The 19,670-nt window shown below is 72.4% G+C and carries 19 protein-coding genes; 16 read left to right on the plus strand and 3 right to left on the minus strand.

Annotated features, from left to right (window positions below; all coding sequences use genetic code 11):
• Nucleotides 1-22: 22 nt before the first annotated feature.
• A complete protein-coding gene (locus RKE29_RS03665; RefSeq protein WP_312003543.1) occupies nucleotides 23-1,684 on the plus strand; it encodes an amidohydrolase in 1,662 nt (553 codons plus the stop codon).
• A 16-nt stretch (nucleotides 1,685-1,700) separates the two neighbouring features.
• Here RKE29_RS03665 and RKE29_RS03670 read toward each other — a convergent pair whose 3' ends face one another.
• Nucleotides 1,701-3,062: an aspartate aminotransferase family protein gene (locus RKE29_RS03670; RefSeq protein ID WP_312003544.1), complete on the minus strand. Its 1,362-nt coding sequence runs from the start codon at nucleotides 3,060-3,062 to the stop codon at nucleotides 1,701-1,703.
• A 272-nt stretch (nucleotides 3,063-3,334) separates the two neighbouring features.
• On the opposite strand from RKE29_RS03670, the gene RKE29_RS03675 reads away from it, so the two are divergent.
• The 3 genes from RKE29_RS03675 (at nucleotide 3,335) to RKE29_RS03685 (ending at nucleotide 6,872) form a co-directional block, all read left to right on the plus strand.
• Nucleotides 3,335-4,789: a gamma-aminobutyraldehyde dehydrogenase gene (locus RKE29_RS03675; protein ID WP_312003545.1), complete on the plus strand. Its 1,455-nt coding sequence runs from the start codon at nucleotides 3,335-3,337 to the stop codon at nucleotides 4,787-4,789.
• A gap of 116 nt (nucleotides 4,790-4,905) precedes the next feature.
• Entirely contained in the window at nucleotides 4,906-6,300 is a 1,395-nt protein-coding gene (locus RKE29_RS03680) for an FAD-dependent oxidoreductase (RefSeq protein ID WP_312003546.1), read from the plus strand.
• A gap of 86 nt (nucleotides 6,301-6,386) precedes the next feature.
• Complete coding sequence (locus tag RKE29_RS03685; protein ID WP_312003547.1) at nucleotides 6,387-6,872, plus strand: Lrp/AsnC family transcriptional regulator; 486 nt, start codon at nucleotides 6,387-6,389, stop codon at nucleotides 6,870-6,872.
• Between the two features lie 465 nt (nucleotides 6,873-7,337).
• On the opposite strand, the gene RKE29_RS03690 is transcribed toward RKE29_RS03685, so the two are convergent.
• On the minus strand, nucleotides 7,338-8,585 hold the full coding sequence (locus tag RKE29_RS03690; RefSeq protein ID WP_312003548.1) for an XRE family transcriptional regulator: 1,248 nt from the start codon (nucleotides 8,583-8,585) through the stop codon (nucleotides 7,338-7,340).
• Between the two features lie 157 nt (nucleotides 8,586-8,742).
• Nucleotides 8,743-9,093 carry a winged helix-turn-helix domain-containing protein gene (locus RKE29_RS03695; RefSeq protein ID WP_312003549.1) on the minus strand — a complete coding sequence of 117 codons (351 nt, stop codon included), beginning with the start codon at nucleotides 9,091-9,093 and terminating at the stop codon, nucleotides 8,743-8,745.
• 1,045 nt (nucleotides 9,094-10,138) lie between these two features.
• Between RKE29_RS03695 and RKE29_RS03700 the strand changes: the two genes are divergently transcribed.
• The 12 genes from RKE29_RS03700 (at nucleotide 10,139) to RKE29_RS03755 (ending at nucleotide 19,558) form a co-directional block, all read left to right on the plus strand.
• Nucleotides 10,139-10,417 carry a DUF6284 family protein gene (locus RKE29_RS03700; RefSeq protein WP_312003550.1) on the plus strand — a complete coding sequence of 93 codons (279 nt, stop codon included), beginning with the start codon at nucleotides 10,139-10,141 and terminating at the stop codon, nucleotides 10,415-10,417.
• Nucleotides 10,414-11,079: a GGDEF domain-containing protein gene (locus RKE29_RS03705; protein WP_312003551.1), complete on the plus strand. Its 666-nt coding sequence runs from the start codon at nucleotides 10,414-10,416 to the stop codon at nucleotides 11,077-11,079. The genes RKE29_RS03700 and RKE29_RS03705 overlap by 4 nt, the downstream gene beginning before the upstream one ends.
• A complete protein-coding gene (locus RKE29_RS03710) occupies nucleotides 11,076-11,696 on the plus strand; it encodes a hypothetical protein (protein ID WP_312003552.1) in 621 nt (206 codons plus the stop codon). The genes RKE29_RS03705 and RKE29_RS03710 overlap by 4 nt, the downstream gene beginning before the upstream one ends.
• Complete coding sequence (locus RKE29_RS03715; RefSeq protein WP_312003553.1) at nucleotides 11,693-12,610, plus strand: DUF2637 domain-containing protein; 918 nt, start codon at nucleotides 11,693-11,695, stop codon at nucleotides 12,608-12,610. The genes RKE29_RS03710 and RKE29_RS03715 overlap by 4 nt, the downstream gene beginning before the upstream one ends.
• Nucleotides 12,610-12,999, plus strand: coding sequence for an RRQRL motif-containing zinc-binding protein (locus RKE29_RS03720; protein WP_312003554.1), 390 nt, complete (start codon nucleotides 12,610-12,612; stop codon nucleotides 12,997-12,999). The genes RKE29_RS03715 and RKE29_RS03720 overlap by 1 nt, the downstream gene beginning before the upstream one ends.
• Nucleotides 12,996-13,415 carry an NUDIX hydrolase gene (locus tag RKE29_RS03725; RefSeq protein ID WP_312003555.1) on the plus strand — a complete coding sequence of 140 codons (420 nt, stop codon included), beginning with the start codon at nucleotides 12,996-12,998 and terminating at the stop codon, nucleotides 13,413-13,415. The genes RKE29_RS03720 and RKE29_RS03725 overlap by 4 nt, the downstream gene beginning before the upstream one ends.
• A gap of 78 nt (nucleotides 13,416-13,493) precedes the next feature.
• Entirely contained in the window at nucleotides 13,494-14,003 is a 510-nt protein-coding gene (locus tag RKE29_RS03730) for a hypothetical protein (protein ID WP_312003556.1), read from the plus strand.
• 15 nt (nucleotides 14,004-14,018) lie between these two features.
• Entirely contained in the window at nucleotides 14,019-14,360 is a 342-nt protein-coding gene (locus RKE29_RS03735; protein WP_312003557.1) for a hypothetical protein, read from the plus strand.
• A 108-nt stretch (nucleotides 14,361-14,468) separates the two neighbouring features.
• On the plus strand, nucleotides 14,469-14,915 hold the full coding sequence (locus RKE29_RS03740) for a hypothetical protein (RefSeq protein ID WP_312003558.1): 447 nt from the start codon (nucleotides 14,469-14,471) through the stop codon (nucleotides 14,913-14,915).
• Between the two features lie 19 nt (nucleotides 14,916-14,934).
• Nucleotides 14,935-17,112 carry an FtsK/SpoIIIE domain-containing protein gene (locus RKE29_RS03745; protein ID WP_312003559.1) on the plus strand — a complete coding sequence of 726 codons (2,178 nt, stop codon included), beginning with the start codon at nucleotides 14,935-14,937 and terminating at the stop codon, nucleotides 17,110-17,112.
• A gap of 332 nt (nucleotides 17,113-17,444) precedes the next feature.
• Nucleotides 17,445-18,374, plus strand: coding sequence for a bifunctional DNA primase/polymerase (locus RKE29_RS03750; protein ID WP_312003560.1), 930 nt, complete (start codon nucleotides 17,445-17,447; stop codon nucleotides 18,372-18,374).
• Complete coding sequence (locus tag RKE29_RS03755; protein WP_312003561.1) at nucleotides 18,371-19,558, plus strand: DUF3631 domain-containing protein; 1,188 nt, start codon at nucleotides 18,371-18,373, stop codon at nucleotides 19,556-19,558. The genes RKE29_RS03750 and RKE29_RS03755 overlap by 4 nt, the downstream gene beginning before the upstream one ends.
• The last annotated feature ends 112 nt before the right edge of the window (nucleotides 19,559-19,670 follow it).

Here is a 19,670-nt window from a genome sequence, read left to right on the forward strand (position 1 = left end):
CGTCCGCCGCGACCCCACCACGATGGGAAGTGCTTCCGTGCCGATCCAGCCCGCTGACCTGCTGTTCACCGGCGGCCCCATCCTGACCATGGACCCGGCCCGCGCCCGGGCCACCTGCCTGGCCGTCCGCGAGGGGCGGATCGCCGCCGTCGGGCACGACGAGGTCAGGGAGCTCGCGGGGCCGCGGACGGAGGTGGTGGACCTGCGCGGGCGGCTGCTGCTGCCCGGCTTCCAGGACTCCCACATCCACGCCGTCCAGGGGGGAGTGGAGCTGGGAGAGTGCGACCTCACGGGCACCACGGACCCGCGTGAGTACGCCCGCCGCGTCCGCGCGTACGCCGACGCCCACCCCGGCAAGGAGTGGATCACCGGCAGCGGATGGTCCATGGAGAGCTTCGACGGCGGCGTCCCGCGCCGCGACCTGCTCGACGCGGTCCTGCCCGACCGGCCGGTCTTCCTGACCAACCGCGACCACCACGGGGCGTGGGTCAACAGCCGCGCCCTGGAAGTGGCCGGAATCAGCGCGGACACCCCGGATCCGGCCGACGGCCGGATCGAACGGGACACCGACGGCACCCCCTCCGGGGTGCTCCAGGAGGGAGCTCTCTCCCTGGTCAGCGCCCTGGTCCCGGCCCTGACCCCGGCCGACCGCCTGGCCGGGCTGCTGCGCGCCCAGGAGCTGCTGCACAGCCTGGGCGTCACCGCGTGGCAGGACGCCCTCGTGGCGGGCAGCGACGGCTACCCCGACCCCTCCGACGCCTACCTGGCCGCCGCCCGCGACGGCTCCCTCACCGCGACCGTGGTCGGCGCGCTGTGGTGGGCCCGCGGGCGGGGCGCCGAACAGATCCCCGACCTCCTCCAGCGGCGCGAGGCCCTCTCCCACGGCCGGCTGCGCTGCACCAGCGTGAAGATCATGCAGGACGGCGTCGCGGAGAACTTCACCGCCGCGATGACCAGCCCCTACCTCGACGCCTGCGGCTGCGCCACCGCCAACACCGGCCTGAGCTTCTTCGACCCGGAGGCGTTGAAGGAGTACGTCACCGCGCTGGACGCACTGGACTTCCAGGTGCACTTCCACGCCCTGGGCGACCGGGCCGTACGCGAGGCGCTGGACGCCGTCGAGGCGGCCCGTACGGCGGGCGGCTGGCGCGACACCCGCCCGCACCTGGCCCACCTCCAGATCGTCCACCCCGACGACATCGCCCGGTTCCGCGCGCTCGGCGCCACCGCCAACATCCAGCCGCTGTGGGCCGCGCACGAACCGCAGATGGACGAGCTGACCATCCCCTTCCTCGGCCCGCGGCGCGCCGCCTGGCAGTACCCCTTCGGCGACCTGCTGCGCTCCGGGGCCACGCTGGCCGCCGGCAGCGACTGGCCGGTCAGCAGCCCCGACCCGCTCCAGGGCGTCCACGTCGCCGTCAACCGCGTCGCCCCGGGCGCCGACGGCAAGCCGTTCCTGCCCGAGCAGGCCCTCGACCTGACCGCCGCCCTGGCCGCGTACACGGCGGGCAGCGCCTACGTCAACCACCTCGACGACGCCGGAAGCCTGCGGCCGGGCCACCGCGCCGACCTCGTCGTCCTGGACCGCGACCCCTTCGACGGCCCCGCGGACGCCATCGCCGACACCCGCGTCGCGCTCACGTACGTCGACGGGCACCGGGTCCACACCGCCCCCGACGCCTGAGCCGGACCGACCGGTGTCAGAGCTTCGACCACGCCTCCGTCAGGACCGCGCGGAGCACCTGCTCGATCTCGTCGAAGAGCGGCTGCCCGGCGATCAGCGGCGGCGCGAGCTGGACGACCGGGTCACCGCGGTCGTCGGCGCGGCAGTACAGCCCCGCGTCGTACAGCGCCCCGGACAGGAAGCCGTACAGGACGCGCTCGGTCTCCTCGTCGGTGAAGGTCTCCTTGGTGGCCTTGTCCTTGACCAGTTCGATGCCGTAGAAGTAGCCGTCGCCGCGCACGTCGCCGACGATCGGGAGGTCGTGCAGCCGCTCCAGGGTCGCCCGCAGTGCGGCCTCGTGGTCCAGCACGCGCTGGTTGAGGCCCTCGCGCTCGAAGAGGTCGAGGTTGGCCAGGGCGACCGCGCTGGAGACGGGGTGGCCGCCGAAGGTGTAGCCGTGCAGGAAGGCGTCGCCGCCCCGGTAGAACGGCTCGGCGACGCGGTCGGAGACCAGGCACGCGCCGATGGGGGAGTAGCCGGAGGTCAGGCCCTTGGCGCAGGTGATCATGTCGGGTACGTAGCCGAACTTCTCGCAACCGAACATCGTGCCCAGCCGGCCGAACGCGCAGATCACCTCGTCGGAGACCAGGAGCACGCCGTAGCGGTCGCAGATCTCCCGCACCCGCGCGAAGTAGCCGGGCGGCGGCGGGAAGCAGCCGCCGGCGTTCTGCACCGGCTCCAGGAAGACGGCGGCGACCGTCTCGGGTCCCTCGAAGAGGATCTGCTGCTCGATCTGGTCGGCGGCCCAGAGCCCGAACGCCTCCGGGTCGTCGCCGTGCAGGGGAGCCCGGTAGAGGTTGGTGTTCGGCACCTTGAACGCGCCGGGCACCAGCGGCTCGAAGGGGGCCCTGAGGGCGGGCAGCCCGGTGATGGACAGCGCGCCGTGGGGGGTGCCGTGGTAGGCGACGGCCCGGGAGACGACCTTGTGCCTGCCGGGCCGCCCGGTCAGCGCGAAGTACTGCTTGGCCAGCTTCCAGGCGGTCTCCACGGCCTCGCCGCCGCCGGTGGTGAAGAAGACCTTGTTCAGGTCGCCCGGGGCGTACCCGGCCAGCCGCTCGGCGAGCTCGACGGCCTTGGGGTGGGCGTACGACCAGATGGGGAAGAAGGCCAGCTCCCGCGCCTGCCGGTGCGCGGCCTCGGCCAGCTCGGACCGGCCGTGGCCGGCCTGGACCACGAACAGGCCGGAGAGCCCGTCGATGTAGCGCTTGCCCCGGTCGTCGTAGATGTGGGCGCCCTCGCCGCGCACGATGGTCGGCACGGGGGCGTCGCGGTATCCGGACATGCGGGTGAAGTGCATCCACAGGTGCTCATAAGCGGTGCGGGAGAGGTCCTCGCTCATTGCCTTCTCGCTCCCCAGGGGTAGGTCGGTCTGTCCGCGCCGGCGTGCGACTCCCGGCGGAGCCCGCGCCGCGCGCCGCGCGGTCCGGGTGGCGCGCCGCGTATCACGATACGTCCGCGAAGCAGTCGCGAGCCAGGCGTATTCGTAGCCTGAGCCCGTATACCTTGCTGATTCTGGCGCACATGGCCAAGATAGATACTGAAACCGCTGTCCCGGGTGGCGGGTCACCGAGTGGCGCCACGCCCCGGACCCCTGGCAGAAAGGGCTGGCACGTGGCCACCGACCCACACCGTCTGCGCAACTACGTCGACGGAGAGTTCCGGGACGCCGCCGACGGGCGGAGCACCGAGGTGGTCGACCCGGCCACGGGCGAGCCGTACACCACCGCACCGTGCTCCGGCCCGGCCGACGTGGACGCCGCGATGACCGCCGCCGAGGCGGCCTTTCCCGCGTGGCGCGACACGACCCCCGGCGAGCGCCAGAAGGTGCTGCTGCGCATCGCCGACGCCTTCGAGGCGCGCGCGGAGGAGCTGACCGCGACCGAGAGCCGGGACACCGGCAAGCCGCTCCACATCACCCGGGCGGAGGAGATACCGCCGGCCGTCGACCAGATCCGGTTCTTCGCCGGCGCGGCCCGCATGCTGGAGGGCCGCTCGGCCGGCGAGTACGCCCGCGGACTGACCTCCCTGGTCCGGCGGGAGCCGGTCGGGGTGTGCGCGCAGGTCGCGCCGTGGAACTACCCGCTGATGATGGCGGTCTGGAAGTTCGCCCCGGCGCTGGCCGCGGGCAACACGGTGGTCCTCAAACCCTCCGACACCACACCGGCCTCCACCGTGCTGATCGCCGGGATCGTCGGCGACGTCCTGGCCGGTCTCGGCCACCCCCGGGGCGTCTTCAACGTGCTGTGCGGCGACCGCGACACCGGCCGCCTGATGGTCGAGCACCCGGCCCCGGCCATGGTCTCCGTCACCGGGTCCGTACGGGCCGGCCACGAGGTGGCCGCGACGGCGTCGATCAGCCTCAAACGGGTCCACCTGGAGCTGGGCGGCAAGGCACCCGTGGTGGTCTTCGAGGACGCCGACCTCGACAGGGCCGTCGAGGGCATCCGGGCCGCCGGCTTCTTCAACGCCGGCCAGGACTGCACCGCCGCCACCCGGGTGCTGGTGCACGAGTCCGTCCACGACGCCTTCACCAGCGCCCTGGCCAAGGCGGCGGCCGCCACCCGGACCGGCGCCCCGGACGACGAGAGCGCCTACTACGGCCCGCTGAACAACGCCGACCAGCTCGCCCGGGTCAGCGGTTTCATCGACCGCCTGCCCGCGCACGCCACGGTCCTGACCGGCGGCCACCGGATCGGCGCGACGGGGTACTTCTACGCGCCCACCGTCGTCGCCGGCCTGAAGCAGGACGACGAGATCGTCCAGGACGAGGTCTTCGGCCCCGTCGTCACGGTCCAGCCCTTCACCGACGAGGCCCAGGCCGTCGCCTACGCCAACGGAGTGGAGTACGGCCTGGCGTCCTCGGTGTGGACCCGCGACCACGCCCGCGCCATGCGGATGTCCAAGGCCCTGGACTTCGGCTGCGTATGGATCAACACCCACATACCCGTGGCCGCCGAGATGCCGCACGGAGGGTACAAGAAGTCCGGATACGGCAAGGACCTCTCCGCCTACGGCTTCGAGGACTACACCCGTATCAAGCACGTGATGACCTCGCTCGACGCCTGACCGGCCGGAGCCGGCGAGGCCCCCGCGAGGACTTCCGGACACGCGCCGCCCCCGCGGGCGGGCGGCGCCTCCCCACCCCTGCCGCGCACCCGACCCCGGAACGGACACCGCCCCTCATGAACCCCGCCTCCGCGCTGCGCGACGTGCGGCTCGCACCCTTCTGGCTCGACGAGCCCGGCCGGCCGCGCCCCCGCCCGGCGCTGGCCGCCGGCACCGAGTGCGACCTGGTCGTCGTCGGCGGCGGCTACACCGGACTGTGGACGGCTCTGCTGGCCAAGGAGCGCGATCCCGCCCGCGACGTCGTGCTGCTCGAAGGCCACCGCATCGGGTGGGCGGCCTCCGGCCGCAACGGCGGGTTCTGCGACGCCAGCCTCACCCACGGTCTCGCCAACGGCCACCAGCGCTGGCCGGAGGAACTCCCCCTGCTCCAGCGCCTCGGCGCCGGCAACCTCCAGGGCATCGAGGACACCCTCACCCGCTACGGCATCGACTGCGACTGGCAGCGCACCGGCGCGATCGACGTCGCCACCCGGCCGCACCAGGTGGCCGACCTCCACGCCGCCGCCCGGCTCGCCGCCCGCTACGGCGGCCACGTCGAGCTCCTGGACGCCGAGCAGGTCCGCAACGAGGTCGATTCCCCGGCCTTCCTGGCCGGCCTGTGGAACAAGGAGGACGTCGCCCTGGTCAACCCGGTGCGGCTCGCCTGGGGACTGGCCGACGCGTGCGCCCGACGGGGAGTACGCGTCCACGAGCACACCCCCGTCACCGCACTGCGAGCCACCCGCACCGGCGTCGCCGTCCACACCCCCTCCGGCGTGGTCCGCGCCCGGCAGGCGGCCCTGGGCACCAACGCCTTCCCCGCGCCGCTGCGGCGCGTACGGCCGTACACCGTACCCGTGTACGACTACGCGCTCATGACCGAACCGCTCACCGAACAGCAGCGGGACGCGATCGGCTGGCGGCGGCGGCAGGGCCTGGCCGACGCCGGCAACCAGTTCCACTACTTCCGGATGACCGCCGACCACCGCATCCTGTGGGGCGGCTACGACGCCGTCTACCACTACCGGGGCCGGGTCCGTGCCGAGCACGACCACCGGCCCGCCACCTACCGCACCCTGGCGGCCCACTTCTTCGAGGTCTTCCCCCAGCTGGAAGGGGTGCGCTTCACCCACGCCTGGGGCGGCGCGATCGACACCTGCACCCGCTTCTGCGCCTTCTACGGCACCGCCCACGCCGGCCGAGTCGCCTACGCCGCCGGCTTCACGGGCCTGGGAGTCGCGGCCACCCGCTTCGCCGGCGACGTCATGCTCGACCTCCTGGCCGGCACCCCCACCGAACGCACCCGCACCGCCATGGTCGGCACCAAGCCCCTCCCCTTCCCGCCCGAGCCCCTCCGCTGGACCGGCATCCAGCTCACCAGGTGGTCCCTGGCCCGCGCCGACGCCCGCGCCGGGCACCGCAACCTCTGGCTCCGGGCCATGGACCGCGTCGGCTTCGGATTCGACAGCTGACGGGCGCCGTCGGCCGACGGGTCTGACGGGTCTCCGGTCGGAGTCCGCGGCGGGCACCCGGCGGCCCGGCCCCTAGGATGGCGCGCATGTCCGGTCAGGCGAAGCACAGCGGCGGCAAGGGCGCGGCCGGGCTCGACGACGTCTCGAAGGCGATCATCGAGCAGCTCCAGCAGGACGGCCGGCGGCCCTACGGCGCCATCGGGAAGGCCGTCGGCCTGTCCGAGGGAGCCGTCCGCCAGCGCGTGCAGCGGCTGATCGAGACCGGTGTCATGCAGATCGTCGCGGTCACCGACCCGCTCACCCTCGGGTCCTCCCGGCAGGCCATGATCGGCATCCGGTGCTCAGGCGACGTGGAGCTGCTCGCCGACGAGCTGGCCGCCCTCGACGAGATCGGCTACATCGTGATCACCGCGGGATCCTTCGACCTGCTGGTCGAGGTGGTCTGCGAGGACGACGACCATCTGCTGCACATCATCAACAAGCGGATCCGGCAGCTTCCGGCCGTGACCGGCACCGAGGTGTTCGTCTACCTCAGGCTGCGCAAGCAGACCTACACCTGGGGCGTGCGGTAGCGGCCACGGCACCGGTCCGGCCGGCCTGAAGCACTCACGGTCATACCGGCCCTGTGAGCCCACGTGCACAGATCAAGCTCTGCCCGCGATACAGCAGCTGTGACGCCTTGAGGGTTGCGGTCGCGGCTTGGGCGGCAGACCACACGACTTCCCGGCTCCTGCCGTCATCATGGGAGACGTCCGAAGCGCTCACCCGAGCGTTCTGGCAGGTGCAAATTAAGCCCTGACCTGCATCTGTGCAGGTCAGGGCTTTGATTTTCGGTGCCCCCGGCAGGATTCGAACCTGCGCACACGGCTCCGGAGTGATTGTGTCGATCACGCCTCACCACCCTTCTGAGCTGCGGCGGAGCTGGTCAGGGGGTGCTTCGCCACACGGAGTGTGTCGGAGGTGTGTCGCACGCCTCTGACGGAACCTGAGACGGGCACGGCCTTCGTGAAGGCCGTGCCCGTCTTCTGCCCTGCCAGTCAGGAGGGGAGGAACCCCGGCTTCTCCCTGCCCAGCTCTTGCAGATGGCTCAGGTAGTCCTGTGCTGCCGGTTCGGTGCTGTAGCGCTGCCTTATGACGGCCGCGAGTTCCCGGCTGGTCATGATGAGAGAGGGCACGGACTGTCGCTCGCCCTGTAGGGCCCTCTCGCCATGGATGAGGGCCTGTTCGAGGTCTCCCTCTCGCGCTGCCGTCACCCCGAGAGTTACCCGTGCCTCAGCGTTCCGCATCGGAGAGCGCTCGGTGCCGTCGAAGTCCGTACCGGCCCGAAGTACCTCGTTCGCCAGGGTGCTGGCCAACCTGTCCTCACCAACGAGTCGGTAGCAGTCCATCGCGTAGAAGTCGAATTTCGATGGGTCCACCACAAAGTGGTGATCGAGGTTATCCGGCTGCGACATTCCTTCGAGCAGGCGCCGCCCTCGGTCGAGAGCGACCTCTACCTGCCGACGGTCGCCCAATCGAGCCCACGCCTTGGCCTCTTGTGCGGCGAGCTGGACGGCCACGCTGTGGTGAGGCGCGCGCTCGACCCCGGCCTGCGCCGCTGCGATAACGCCCCGATAATCTCCGGTTGTCAGCGCGAACCACGCGCGCATCTCGTGGGCCCAGCCCGCGACCTCAGCGTGGTCAGCTTCGGTCGCGAGAGACAGGGCCGCCCGACGGGTGGACTCGGCCGCATGGCGGTCTCCGGAGTCGTACTCCACGCAACCTACGAGGAGGGCGAGCCATCCCGACAGCGCCAGTACTTCGCGGTGCTGCGCGAGCGTGAGGTTTCTCGAAGTGAGGTCAACTACCCGCCGCAGCCATTGCCGACCCTCGACAAGGAGTTGTTCGCTCGGCATGTACGGGTATTCCGAACACAGGCGGTCTGTGGTGATGCGTAGAGCTTCGAGGGTTGAGTTGTCTACGTCGGACCTGTTGAGACGGCTGACGATTTCGAGCGTTTCCATGCCGCTCGCAACAAGGATTTCGGTATCGCCATTCCTGCGCGATGGAGCGGGGAAAAGCGCGTGCGTCACGGTCCCGAATGTCGCTGCGATGATGGGCCGGTAGAAATCGCCCGGCATGGCCCCGGACTCCCAGCGCTTCCACTGTCGCACCATGCTGTCATCCGCTGGCAGCTCCGTCGGCGCGTGGGCCCGAAGCGCGCGTACCGCATCGAGCTGCGACCAGTCACGTGCGATCCGCTCAGCCGCGATGCGGCGGGCCCACGCGGGCCTGTCGTCGCTCATCTCGCCCTCCTTCGGTTACTACCGCGAGTCTCGTTCGCTGTCGCGGGGGACAGGCAAGAGGACAGAGTGGTGACACCTCAAGTGTCCCCTGTCCTGCCTGCTGACCCTCTGCTGTCACTTATCTCACAGCGGGCGAGACTTGCATGGTTATTCCAGATCACGCACTGCCCTTAGAGCCCTCTTCGAGTGCTGTCACTCGTTCGATCAAATCTTGAATCTGGAGACGCATTTCTGTGAGTTCCTCGCTGACATCTCGTTTATCCGTGGACGATTCTCGGTCGTTCCTCGCGACGAAGTACCCGCGGCTTCCCTCTGACGTGACCCGACCTTCCGCGATCAGGATGCGCATCCCGTCTCGCACGGTCTGTGTGGCATACCCGAACTCGGCTGCCAGTGCTCTGACCGTCGGCAGCTTGCCGCTTGGGTACTTGTTGGCCTTGATCCGGTCGCGCACTACGTCGGCCACCTTCACCGGCTTGGGTCTTGGGTCGCTCGCCACACCACTCATGCCTTCGAGGGTACTGACCAGCGCCGACGGTGGCGTGTAGCACCCGGGGGTTGCGTACTAGCGTGAGCTAGTGCAAGCTAGTTCGTGCGAGCTCGCCTCGGGATCGAGCGGGCGGCCCGTGTCTGACCTGCTTGAACGCGCCCGGAGGGCCCTGTGACAGGGGCCTGAAGGCAGCGATCGGACCTTGAGAACTGAACAGTGAACTGATGGCGCGGTGAGAGTCCGCGCCCCCGTGGCGGCCGGGTGAGGCCCGCTCCCTGGCGGCTGGGTGATGCCGTCGGCGGCACGCACCACGTACCGGCAGCACACGGCGCCTGGCGCTGGTGTGCCAGTCCGGGACGGGCCGCCCCTGCTGGCGTCAGAGCAGCGACGATGACGCACCGGAGAGATAGCCCCAGGCTCCGGGGGGTAGCGCCCGAAAGCCTCTGGGACCCGCGCGGCCGTCCGCCGCGCGGCACTGCTTCAACGAGAAGGGACCGGCGATGCGCCGAAGACCCCTCGGCGCCGCCGGGTTGACCGCCCGGCGGTGAGCGCCCACCGCGTCACCCCCGGGTCGGCGGCCGGTCGGACGATGCTCGTCCGTCCCGGCCGCCGACCCGGGCAGCCCCGGCCAGCTTGGGCCGGGTCACCACCAGCTGACGGTTGCCTGATCCGCTCGTCCGGGTCTTCCTGGCCGGGCGGTGAGGGGGAGCACGTCAGCGCTCCGCAGCAAGCGGCCCCGCCTTGGTGCTGGAACACCGGGGACGGGGCCTTGACCACCCCCCTTGAACCAAGCAAGGAGGCTGATCCTGATGGATGTATCCCGCTTTGCACCACGTGTTAAGAGGCCCGGCCCTGCACCGCGTGCGGGGGTGCCGGGCAGTCGACGGTCACCGAGACCGGCAGCGACGGCGTGACACGCCAGTCGGTGCGGTCGTGCTCGTCCTGCGGCGGCAGCGGCTCCCGCTGACCACCGCTTCCACCTTCCCGCCCCCCGGAGTGACGGTTCCGGCCAAGGACTTCCGCCACCCCGGGGTTTCCCGTCCCTCTTGAGACAGGACTCTCAATGTCCCACACCCATCCCGACCCTTGGGCCGAAACCCCGGGGCCCGGCCTGCACCCCGACCGCGAGCCGACCGAGGCGGAACTGGCCGCCATCGAGCGTGAGATGCCGGTCATCCGCGCTGAGGTTGAGCTGCTGGATGTCCGTATCGCGCTGCTCGACCGGCAGGTGTACCCGATCGACGCCAAGCGCTTCCGGCGGGCGCAGCGGCGGTTGATGGTCGCGCGGGCCCGGGTGTCCAACCGGGCGCAGTGCCCCGCTCTGGTCGGGGGTGCCCTGTGACCCCCGACGCGCTGCACACCCTGGCCGCTGCCGCGCCGCTGGCTGCCGGGTGGGCGGTCCACGGCCTGTGGTGGCGTCGCCGTCTGGCCGCCGCCCGCCGTGACCCCCTCTCCGGCCTGGTAGGTCGGGCCGTCTTCGAGCGTGCTGCCTGCCGGGTGCTGGCCGGGCGGCGGCCGGTGGCTGTGCTGGTCATCGACCTGGACGGCTTCAAGCAGGTCAACGACCGCTTCGGGCACGCGGCCGGAGACGCGGTCATCCGGGCCACCGGCGAGCGCCTGGCCCAGTGGGCCGATGGCCTTGGGGTCGCCGGGCGGCTGGGTGGGGATGAGTTCGCTGCCGCCGTCCGCGTGGACAGCGCGGACGCGTTGCGCGGTGAGTTGGTCCACCTGCATCAGTGGCTGTGCTCCCCGGTCCCCCGCCCAGACGGGCCGCCGCTGGTGGTGGGCGCCTCGATCGGCGCCTACCTGGTTCCCTCCCGCGCCGGGGCGGACCTGTCCGTCGCGCTGCGGCGGGCGGACGAGTCGATGTACCTGGCCAAGCAGGTCAAGGGCGGCTGGCTGGTCGCCGACGGCCCCGCGCCCGTGCACGCCACCGTCTGGGGCCGCCGTGACGGCCGCCCCGGTACCCACCTGCCCGCCCCTGCCGAAGGGAACGCCCGATGACCCGCTGGACGCCGGACACCCTCGTCCGGATCGACGCTCAGTACGACCGGGCCCGCGCCTCGGACGGGCACAGCCGGTTCGGTGTCTACCTGGCCCAGCGGCCCGCCCTGTTCCACGAGCCGGGCGAGCCGGACACCCCGCTGGCCAATGCCGAAGAGTTCGCCGCCGCCGTGTGGCAGGTGGCGTGCGCGCCGGTCATGTCACCCGGTTACGTGCGCGTCCGCCCCGACCTGACGGCCGTGCGCATCGAGCACCGCGAGGACGGGGAGGGTCTGCTGGCCGTGGTCGACGTGCCGCTGCCCCACACCGCCCTGCGGGCACACCTGCCGTACCGGTGGCGTGACTGGCAGCCTGCCCGCGACCTGGACGACGACGCCGACGGCTACGCCGGTTCGTGGCTCCCGGGGGACGACCGGCCGGCCGTTCTGGTGACCGCGCAGGTGCGTGTACCTCTCGTCGGCCCGTGGCCTGTCCCGGCCGCACCGCGCGGCCTGGGTCTGACCGTCAGCGCGATGGACGCGGTCGACCTGCTGGCCGAACAGGTCAACCAGGCGGCCGGGCCGATGGTCACGGCCCTGATCGCGCGCCCCGGTGGCGCGGGCGGGGGTGCGTGGTGAGCCGCAGGCCGAAGGTGCTGTTGGTGGTGGCGCTGGTCGGGGTGGTGGCGCTGGCGTTCCGGGTGTCGTGGAACGCGCTGCGGGATATCGCGCGTGCGATCGGCGCGGACCCGACCGCCGCCACGTTGTACCCGTTCGTGGTCGATGGCCTGATGGCCCTGGCCCTGACGGCTGCCCTGACCCTGACCGGGGACGACCGGCGGTTTGCGCTGCGGGTGCTGGCCGGGTACACCGCCGCGTCCCTGGTGCTGAACTACGTGCACGGCATGGTTCCCGCCCTGCACGAGCCGACCGGGGGCAGGGTCCGGCTGGCCGACTGGGCACCGGCCCACTGGGCCCTGGTCCTGCTGGCAACCAGTCTGCCGGTCGGGTCCATCTTCTTCGGCTCCGACCTGGTCGCCAAAGTCCTGCACCACCAACCCGCCACCCCGGAACCGTATGATATGCGGGCAGAACGGTCGGTGGGTGAGCTGGAAGAGTCGGCCCCCGCCACCACGGCGCCGGTGCCCGGCCCGGCTCCCGTGCAGTCGGCCGAACCCGACCCGACTGGCACCCCGGCCACGGACCCCCAGCCGGAGCCGGAGTCGGGGCCGGAGTCGACCGGCGTGCCGGTCGGGTCGGTGGCCGCGTCGGCGGCACGGCCGCGGCGGGCGACCGGTCGGGTCCCGCACGCCGCCCGCACGCCCCGCCCGGTGCGTACCCCGGAGGAACTGCTGGAACAGGCGCGGGCGGCTACGGCCGCGTGGTCGGACGGTGAGCTGACGGCGGATGCGATCCGCACGGCGGTCCGTACGTCAGCCGCCCGCGCCCGCACCCTGCGGGACGCGCTGCGCGCCGAACGGGCCGAACGGGCCGCGGCGGGCGGCAGCGAGGCCGTCCCGGGCGGGCTGCGGCTGGTCGGGGGTGAGGGCTGATGTCCCTGGCGTTCGGTAAGTGCTACGACCCCACCGGCGCGCGCTACGGGGTTCCCACGTTCCCGTGGCGGCTGGCGCCTGACGGGCTGGCCACCCGGCGGCAGTTACGGGCCCGTGGGCTTCGGCCGGGCGGGCAGCCAGTACAGGCGCAGATCATGCGGGCCAACCGCCGCGCGGGCGGTGTCCGGATCGCCTACCTCTACCGCCTGGACCAGGCGAAGAAGGTCCGGCCGATGACCCCCGCGAAGCACGCCGCGCTCGCTGCCGCCATGCGCGCGCGCCGCACCTGCCCACAGTGCTCTAGGGACGCCGGTTACTGCATCCCCCGCTCGCTGGGGGTGTGCGTGACCTGCGCCTATCCCGACGTTTTCCTGGAGATGACCGCATGAGCGAGACGTTCGAGACCATCCGCTACACCGCAGACATCGTCATCGTCGACACCAGCGGCCGTGTGCTGCTGATCGAGCGCGAGTGGGACCCGTACCGGGGCCACTGGGCCTTGCCGGGTGGGCATGTGGACCCCGGTGAGACCAGCCTTGCCGCGGCCGTGCGCGAGCTGGAGGAGGAGACCGCCGTTCGGGTGCCCGCCGGGGACCTGCGCCTGATCGGTGTCTGGGACGCCCCCCGCCGCGACCCGCGCGGCCGGTACGTGACGGCGGCGTATCTCGCGGTCGTCCCCGCGGGCACCTTGGCCGTCGCCGGGGACGACGCGCGGGCCGCCCGCTGGTGGCCGCTGGACGCCTTGCCGCCCCGCCTCGCGTTCGACCACGCCGCCATCCTGGCCGCAGCAACGCAGAGGGCCTGACCACCTGACACAGCCGCGCCCGCGCCCCGCGCCTGGCTGCCTGCCCCTCCCCCTCGCTCTCCCGCTGGAAGGACCGCCGTGAACTCCCACCTGCCCGATCCCCGTACCCCGCCCCTGCCCGCCTGGCCCGACCCCACCACCGCCCCCAGCACCGGTTTCGGCGTGCCGGTGCCGCTGTCCGGCCCGGTAGAGCTCCACACCGAGCGCACGGAGCGTTCCGGCCCGGTGGTGTGGGTGCCGGACGCCTACGGCCGCATGGTCCCCATGCCCGCCGACCAGATCATCCGCCCGGCCGCCGCAGTGCCGGTGCCGGTGGCCCCGCCGCGTGCGGCCGGGCCGCGTATGGACCCCCTCGCACAGCGGCTGGTCGGCGGCGCCGCACTGGCCGCCGGTACCGGCTGGGGCACCTCCATGGTCCTGTCCCAGGTCACCGCGGGCGCCACCGGCCTGGCACTGCTGGTCGGCGCGCTCGCGCTGAACAAGCTCGCCCGCCCCGGCCGCGCCGCCGGGGGCGACACGCACATCACCACGATCACCAACCACAACCGGTGGTTCGGCAAGAGCCACACCACCACCCGCCACCGCTGACCAGGAAGGATCGACGTGACCGACGTGTACCGCTCCTACACCCGTGCCGAGAAGCGCGAGCGCGCCCGTCTGCTGATACGCGGCGCCAAACAGGCTCTCGCCGGGGCTGAAGCGATCGACCCGCGCTTCGAGCGGCGCCTGGACGCCATCGACGCGCGGGCCGAAGACCGGGGCCGCCGGGAAGCGGCGGCGCTGCGCCGCCAGTACGACAAGGCCCAGGACGACCTCGCCGCCGCCCGCGCTGCCGAGCGGGCCGCGAAGTGGGCCGACCGCGCCACCGCGAAGCAGGCGCGTAAGCAGGCTGAGCGTCGGGTGCGCGACACCGAGCGCGCGATCCGCCGCGCCGGTCTGGCCTGAGCCTGTCCGGCTTCCGTGGCCGCACCCCCGCCCCTGCTGGGGTGCGGCATGCGGTGGCCCGAACAGCCCCGCCCTTCCCGCCCGACGACCACTTCGGGGAGTCCTGCCATGCCTGCGTTACCGCGTCCGTTTGCTGACCTGTCCGCCTACCTGCACGCCCTGGCCGCCACTCCGCGCCCGGTGCTGCTGGCCCGCTGCCACCACCAGTGGACCGGCGCCGCTCTGCTGGCCCTGCTGGCCGTCCCGGCCCTCTTCGGCCACCGGCCCGACCCGCTCAGCACCGCCCTCGTCCTGCCCCTGGCCGCCGCGTCCTGGGCGTTGGACCTGGCCGGAGCCGCCGCCCACGCCGCGTGGGAACGCGGCCGACTGTGGGCCGACGTGTCCTGCCCCTGCTGCGCCGGGCCCGGCGGCCACGGCCCCCACGGCGGCGGGCCCGACGACGACCCCCCGCTTGTCCCGGCCGCCCCCGCCGGGGGCGGGCTGACGGCCGCTGACCTGGCCTGGCTCGACGCCGTATCCCGCCTGCCCCACCCCGCCCCCACCGCCCGCACCTGACTGCTGGAGCCCTTCTGCCATGACGACCGAACCCGCGCCGACGCCGCCGGACGTGGCCAGCGTCCACGACCTCGACACCCACCGCGCCCGCCGCACCCCCACCCCGCCCCCACCGGCCCCGGCCCCGGTGAAGGACACCGGCACCGCGCCGACCGAGGCCCCCACCGTGCCGAACGTGCCGGGCCGGGCGCACCGGGCCTGGCGCACGGTGAAGACCGTGGCCACCCACGACCGCACCCGCACATGCGGCCGCCTGGTCGCCCGCCACACCCTCTACGTGGTCGGCGGCGCCCGGATCACCGCCCGCCGCACGTGGGACGGGCGGACGGCGGCCCGGTATGAGCGCATGCTGCGCGCCGCCGAGGCGGCCGGGAACTACGAGGCGGCAGCCGAGTGGGAGGAGCGCGGGCAGCGGTTCCGCGAAGCCCGCCACCGCCGCCGCATGGAGCTGCTGCGCTCCCCGGTCGTCGCGGCCAAGTCCGCCGCCGTCGGTACCGGGATGGGGATCGGCGGCCTGGTCGCGCTCGGCGTGGCGCTGGCCGTGGCGAACAAGGACACCACCGATGTGGTGACACCGCTGATGGCGGTGGTCGAGTTCATTCGCCTGCTGGTCACCATCGTGACCGTCGTGTGGGGACCGGCGGTCACACTCGGCCCGTTCCTGGCCCTGCTCGGGCTGTGGGCGGTCGGCCGCCACCAGCAGGCCGCCCCGAACTGGGCCCTGCCCACCCACGCCCGCACCACCGGGGGAGACCCCATCACCCCCTCAATCGTCGTCAAGGCCCTGCGCGACCTGGGGGTGGCGGCGTTGCGCACCGCGGTCAAGGAGATGGGCGACGCGGGCGCGTCGATGCTCTCCCCCATCGTCATCGCAGGATGCGGCGTCGAAGTCGACGTCACCCTGCCGTCCGGGGTGTCCACCATCGAAGTGCAGACCCGGCGCCGGAAGCTCGCGGAAAACCTCGGACGGCACGAGCACGAGGTGTTCATCACCCTCCCCGAAGCCGCCCGCACCGTCCGCCTGTGGATCGCCGACTCCGGCGCACTGGACGAACCCATCGGCCCCTCCCCGCTGGTCACCGACGAGACCCTGACCGCCGACTACAAGAAGGGCCGCGCCCCGTGGGGCCAGGACCTGCGCGGGGACGCCGCCGCGATCAGCCTGTACCAGCGGCACCTGCTCATCACCGGCCTGTCCAACCAGGGCAAGACCGCGTCCCTGCGCGCGCTCGCCCTGTGGGCCGCGCTGGACAAGACCGTGGAATTCCGCCTCGCCGACCTCAAAGGCGGCGACTGGGTCATGTTCGACGGCCTGGCCACGGTGCTCATCCAGGGTCCGACCGATGACCACGTCATCCAGGCGACCGAGATGGTCGAAGGCGTCGTGGACGAGATGAACCGCCGGATCGAGGCCCGCCAGAACGACCCGGGCATCGAGTTCCCGCCGCTGATCTGCATCACGGATGAGGCACAGGTGGCGTTCATGTGCCCGGTCAAGGACGACGAGGGCCGCCCGTACGGCGGCTCCAAGGCCACCAGCCGCTACTTCATGGCCGTCCGCAAGATCCACAACCAGGGCCGTGTCGTGAACGTGCTGATGTGGCAGGGCACCCAGGACCCCACCGACCAGAACCTTCCCAAACTCGTACGCGAAGGCGCCCACACCCGCGCCGCCCTCGCGCTGGGCACCGAATCACAGGCCCGGATGGCACTGGGAGACAAGGCCGTCGACGGCGGCGCCGCCCCGAACCTGCTGCGCCCCGGACTGGATCAGGGAACCCTGGTCGTCGCCTCCAGCGGCATCGACATACCCAAGGGCCAGTCGTCCATCACGGTGCGCACGCACTACATCAGCGACGACGACGCCAACGCCATCGCCAACCGCGCCAAGGCCCTGCGCGACGGGGTCACCACGCTGCACGTCATCGAGCGGGGCGGGGAGCGGGACCCGCTCGCCGACATCGCCACCGCCATCGGCGACGCGCCCCGCGTGCTGACCCAGGACGTCCTCAAGCGGCTCGCCACGCTCGACACCGACGCCTACGGCGGCTGGTCGTTCATCGACCTCAAGCGGATCCTGGACGGCACCGGAGCCGAGCCGTACAAGTCCGACGGCCGCATGGTCATCGCCCGCGACCGCATCCACCGCGCGCTCGCCGACCGACCCGAAACCGGTTCCGCTTCCGCCACCGGATAACAGGGAGCCACACCCACACGGGTCAGGGAGGCAGGGAGAACTCCCTACCCCCCTCCCTGACCCGCCTCCCTCCCCCTGACCAGCACGAATGATCCACCAGGGAGACAGGGAGGCACCCGGCCAACACCCCAGAAACCCCCTCCACACGCCCCCCGGCAAGGGGTGCCCCACCCTCCCTGACCACCCCGCACAGCAGATTCCGCTAGCGCCACCATCCCCCTGGACGGCTGGCCCACCACCGCCTGACCCCCGCCCGGGACGGCCGCCTCTCGCCAAAGACCGCGGCCGCCCCGGTCTCCCAGCACTCACAACAGAACTGGAGAACAACCAGCATGACCCAAGACCGCACTACCGCGCTGCTGAACGCCGCACTCGAACTGGCCGCGCGGGCCGTCCCCGTGCTGCCGTTGAGCGCGGGCAAGATGCCGCCCGCCAACTGCCGCGCCTGCACCGGCCGACCGCCCGCGTGCGGCGGCCGGCCGAACATGCGGCACGCGGGCGCCTGCCAGTGCCCCGCACCCTGCCACGCGTGGGCGGCGGCCAGCACCGACCCGGCCGTCCTCACCTCCCGCGCGTGGGCGGCGGCGTGGCGGCAGGCCGTGGCCGTCGCCTACCACCCCGGCGGGGCAGGGCTCACCGTGGTCGACCTGGACAACGCGGCGGCCGTCGCATGGGCCCGGGAACACCTGCCCGCCACCCGGACCGTGCCGACCACGCGCGGCGAGCACTGGATCTACCGGGGCACCATGCGCTCCCACAACGCCGTCCGCCCCGGCATCGACATCAAGTCGCTCATGGCCTACGCCCGGTGGCTGGGGCCCGGCACCGGCCGCATGGCCGACCTGCCGCCCGCCGTGCGCGCCCTGCCGGTGAAGCAAGACACCAGCACCACGCCCAGCGGGGCGGGGGTGGTGTCTTCTGCCCCCGGCGCCACGTGGGACCGGACGGTGGCCACCGGATGCCGCCACACCGAGCAGTACGTCCGCACCGGCCTGAACCGCGGCCTTGCCCTCGTACGGGCCCGCACCACGTCCGGCGCGGGATCACAGGCGTTCGGAGTGGCCCGCTTCCTCGCCGCCCAGCACACGGCATGCCCCGGCCCGTGCGGACTGGACACCATCGGCGAACAGATCGTGGCCGTCGCCGTCGCCGTCGGCGTCCCCGAGCCGTACGCCCGCCGCGCCGTCACCAACGGCCTCCAGACAGCCCCACACCACCCCGGCCCCCGCACCGCCACCGCAAGCGAGAGGACCGCCGCATGACCGACACCACCCCCACCGCCCCACCGGGCCCCGACGCCGCCACCCTGCTGAACGAGGTGGAAGCCTTCCACCGCAGGTTCAACGTCTTCCCACTGGAAGCGGCCTACGTCGCGGTCGCGCTGTGGGACGCCCACGCGCACCTGATCGACTGCTTCGACTCCACCCCCCGCATCGCGTTCCTGTCCCCCGAACCGGGGTCGGGCAAGTCGCGGGCCCTGGAAGTCATGGAACCCCTGGTCCCCAACCGGATGGTGGCCGCACAGGCGTCCGCCTCGGCGATGTTCCGCGCCGTGTCCGCCACCGAAACCCGCCCCACCATCCTCTTCGACGAGGTGGACACGATCTTCGGGCCCAAGGCGGGCGACAACGAACCGCTGCGCGGATTCCTCAACGCGGGCCACCGCCGGGGGGTGGGCATGTGGCGGTGCGTGGGCGACGGCTCCAACCAGACCGTGCAGGAATTCCCCTCCTACTGCGCCGTCGCCATGGCCGGACTCGGCTCCCTGCCCGACACCATCCTGACCCGCAGCGTGATCATCCGCATGCGCCGCCGCGCCCCCAACGAGCACGTGGAACCCTGGCGCAGGCGGGTCCACGAGCCGGAAGGCCACGCACTGCGCGAACGCCTCGCCACCTGGGCGACACGGGTCCGCGACACGGTGACCGGCGCGTTCCCCGCCATGCCCGACGGCATCACCGACCGGCCCGCCGACGTGTGGGAGCCCCTGCTGGCCGTCGCCGACGCCGCCGGAGGCGCCTGGCCTGAGCGGGCCCGCGCCGCGTGCGTGGAACTCATCAACGCCGCCCGCCAGGACGACAAAGCCAGCCTCGGTATCCGCCTGCTCACCGACCTACGCGACCACGTCTTCGGCTACCGCAACCGCATCCGCAACGGCGACGACCGCATGCCCACCGCGCACATCCTGGCCAGCCTGCACGCCATGGACGAATCCCCCTGGGCCGACATCGGCGGCAAACCCCTGGACGCCCGGGGCCTGGCCCGACGGCTCGGGGAGTACGTCACCGTCGATAACCAGCCCATCAAGGCACGCAACATCAAGACCGGCGACGGAGTCGTCAAGGGCTACTACGCCTGCGACCTCACCGACGCCTGGACGCGGTACTGCCCTCCCACCCCCGGAACATCCGCTACCTCCGCTACCACCCCCCCACCCTGCCCCTGACCAGCGACGACTAGGTAGCGGACACACCCCTCACATCCGCTACCGCCCGCTACCAGGGCCCCACTGCCGCTACCGGCCACCCACCGGCCGGTAGCGGCACATCCGCTACCCG

This window comes from Streptomyces sp. B1866, from assembly GCF_031932565.1.
GTDB lineage: Bacteria > Actinomycetota > Actinomycetes > Streptomycetales > Streptomycetaceae > Streptomyces.

Bases quoted from the DNA above. Each gene is read 5' to 3' on its own strand.
- RKE29_RS03665 (WP_312003543.1), top strand. From the start codon at position 23: ATGGGAAGTGCTTCCGTGCCGATCCAGCCCGCTGACCTGCTGTTCACC.
- RKE29_RS03670 (WP_312003544.1), bottom strand. From the start codon at position 3,062: ATGAGCGAGGACCTCTCCCGCACCGCTTATGAGCACCTGTGGATGCAC.
- RKE29_RS03680 (WP_312003546.1), top strand. From the start codon at position 4,906: ATGAACCCCGCCTCCGCGCTGCGCGACGTGCGGCTCGCACCCTTCTGG.
- RKE29_RS03685 (WP_312003547.1), top strand. From the start codon at position 6,387: ATGTCCGGTCAGGCGAAGCACAGCGGCGGCAAGGGCGCGGCCGGGCTC.
- RKE29_RS03690 (WP_312003548.1), bottom strand. From the start codon at position 8,585: ATGAGCGACGACAGGCCCGCGTGGGCCCGCCGCATCGCGGCTGAGCGG.
- RKE29_RS03695 (WP_312003549.1), bottom strand. From the start codon at position 9,093: ATGAGTGGTGTGGCGAGCGACCCAAGACCCAAGCCGGTGAAGGTGGCC.
- RKE29_RS03700 (WP_312003550.1), top strand. From the start codon at position 10,139: ATGTCCCACACCCATCCCGACCCTTGGGCCGAAACCCCGGGGCCCGGC.
- RKE29_RS03710 (WP_312003552.1), top strand. From the start codon at position 11,076: ATGACCCGCTGGACGCCGGACACCCTCGTCCGGATCGACGCTCAGTAC.
- RKE29_RS03720 (WP_312003554.1), top strand. From the start codon at position 12,610: ATGTCCCTGGCGTTCGGTAAGTGCTACGACCCCACCGGCGCGCGCTAC.
- RKE29_RS03725 (WP_312003555.1), top strand. From the start codon at position 12,996: ATGAGCGAGACGTTCGAGACCATCCGCTACACCGCAGACATCGTCATC.
- RKE29_RS03740 (WP_312003558.1), top strand. From the start codon at position 14,469: ATGCCTGCGTTACCGCGTCCGTTTGCTGACCTGTCCGCCTACCTGCAC.
- RKE29_RS03745 (WP_312003559.1), top strand. From the start codon at position 14,935: ATGACGACCGAACCCGCGCCGACGCCGCCGGACGTGGCCAGCGTCCAC.
- RKE29_RS03750 (WP_312003560.1), top strand. From the start codon at position 17,445: ATGACCCAAGACCGCACTACCGCGCTGCTGAACGCCGCACTCGAACTG.
- RKE29_RS03755 (WP_312003561.1), top strand. From the start codon at position 18,371: ATGACCGACACCACCCCCACCGCCCCACCGGGCCCCGACGCCGCCACC.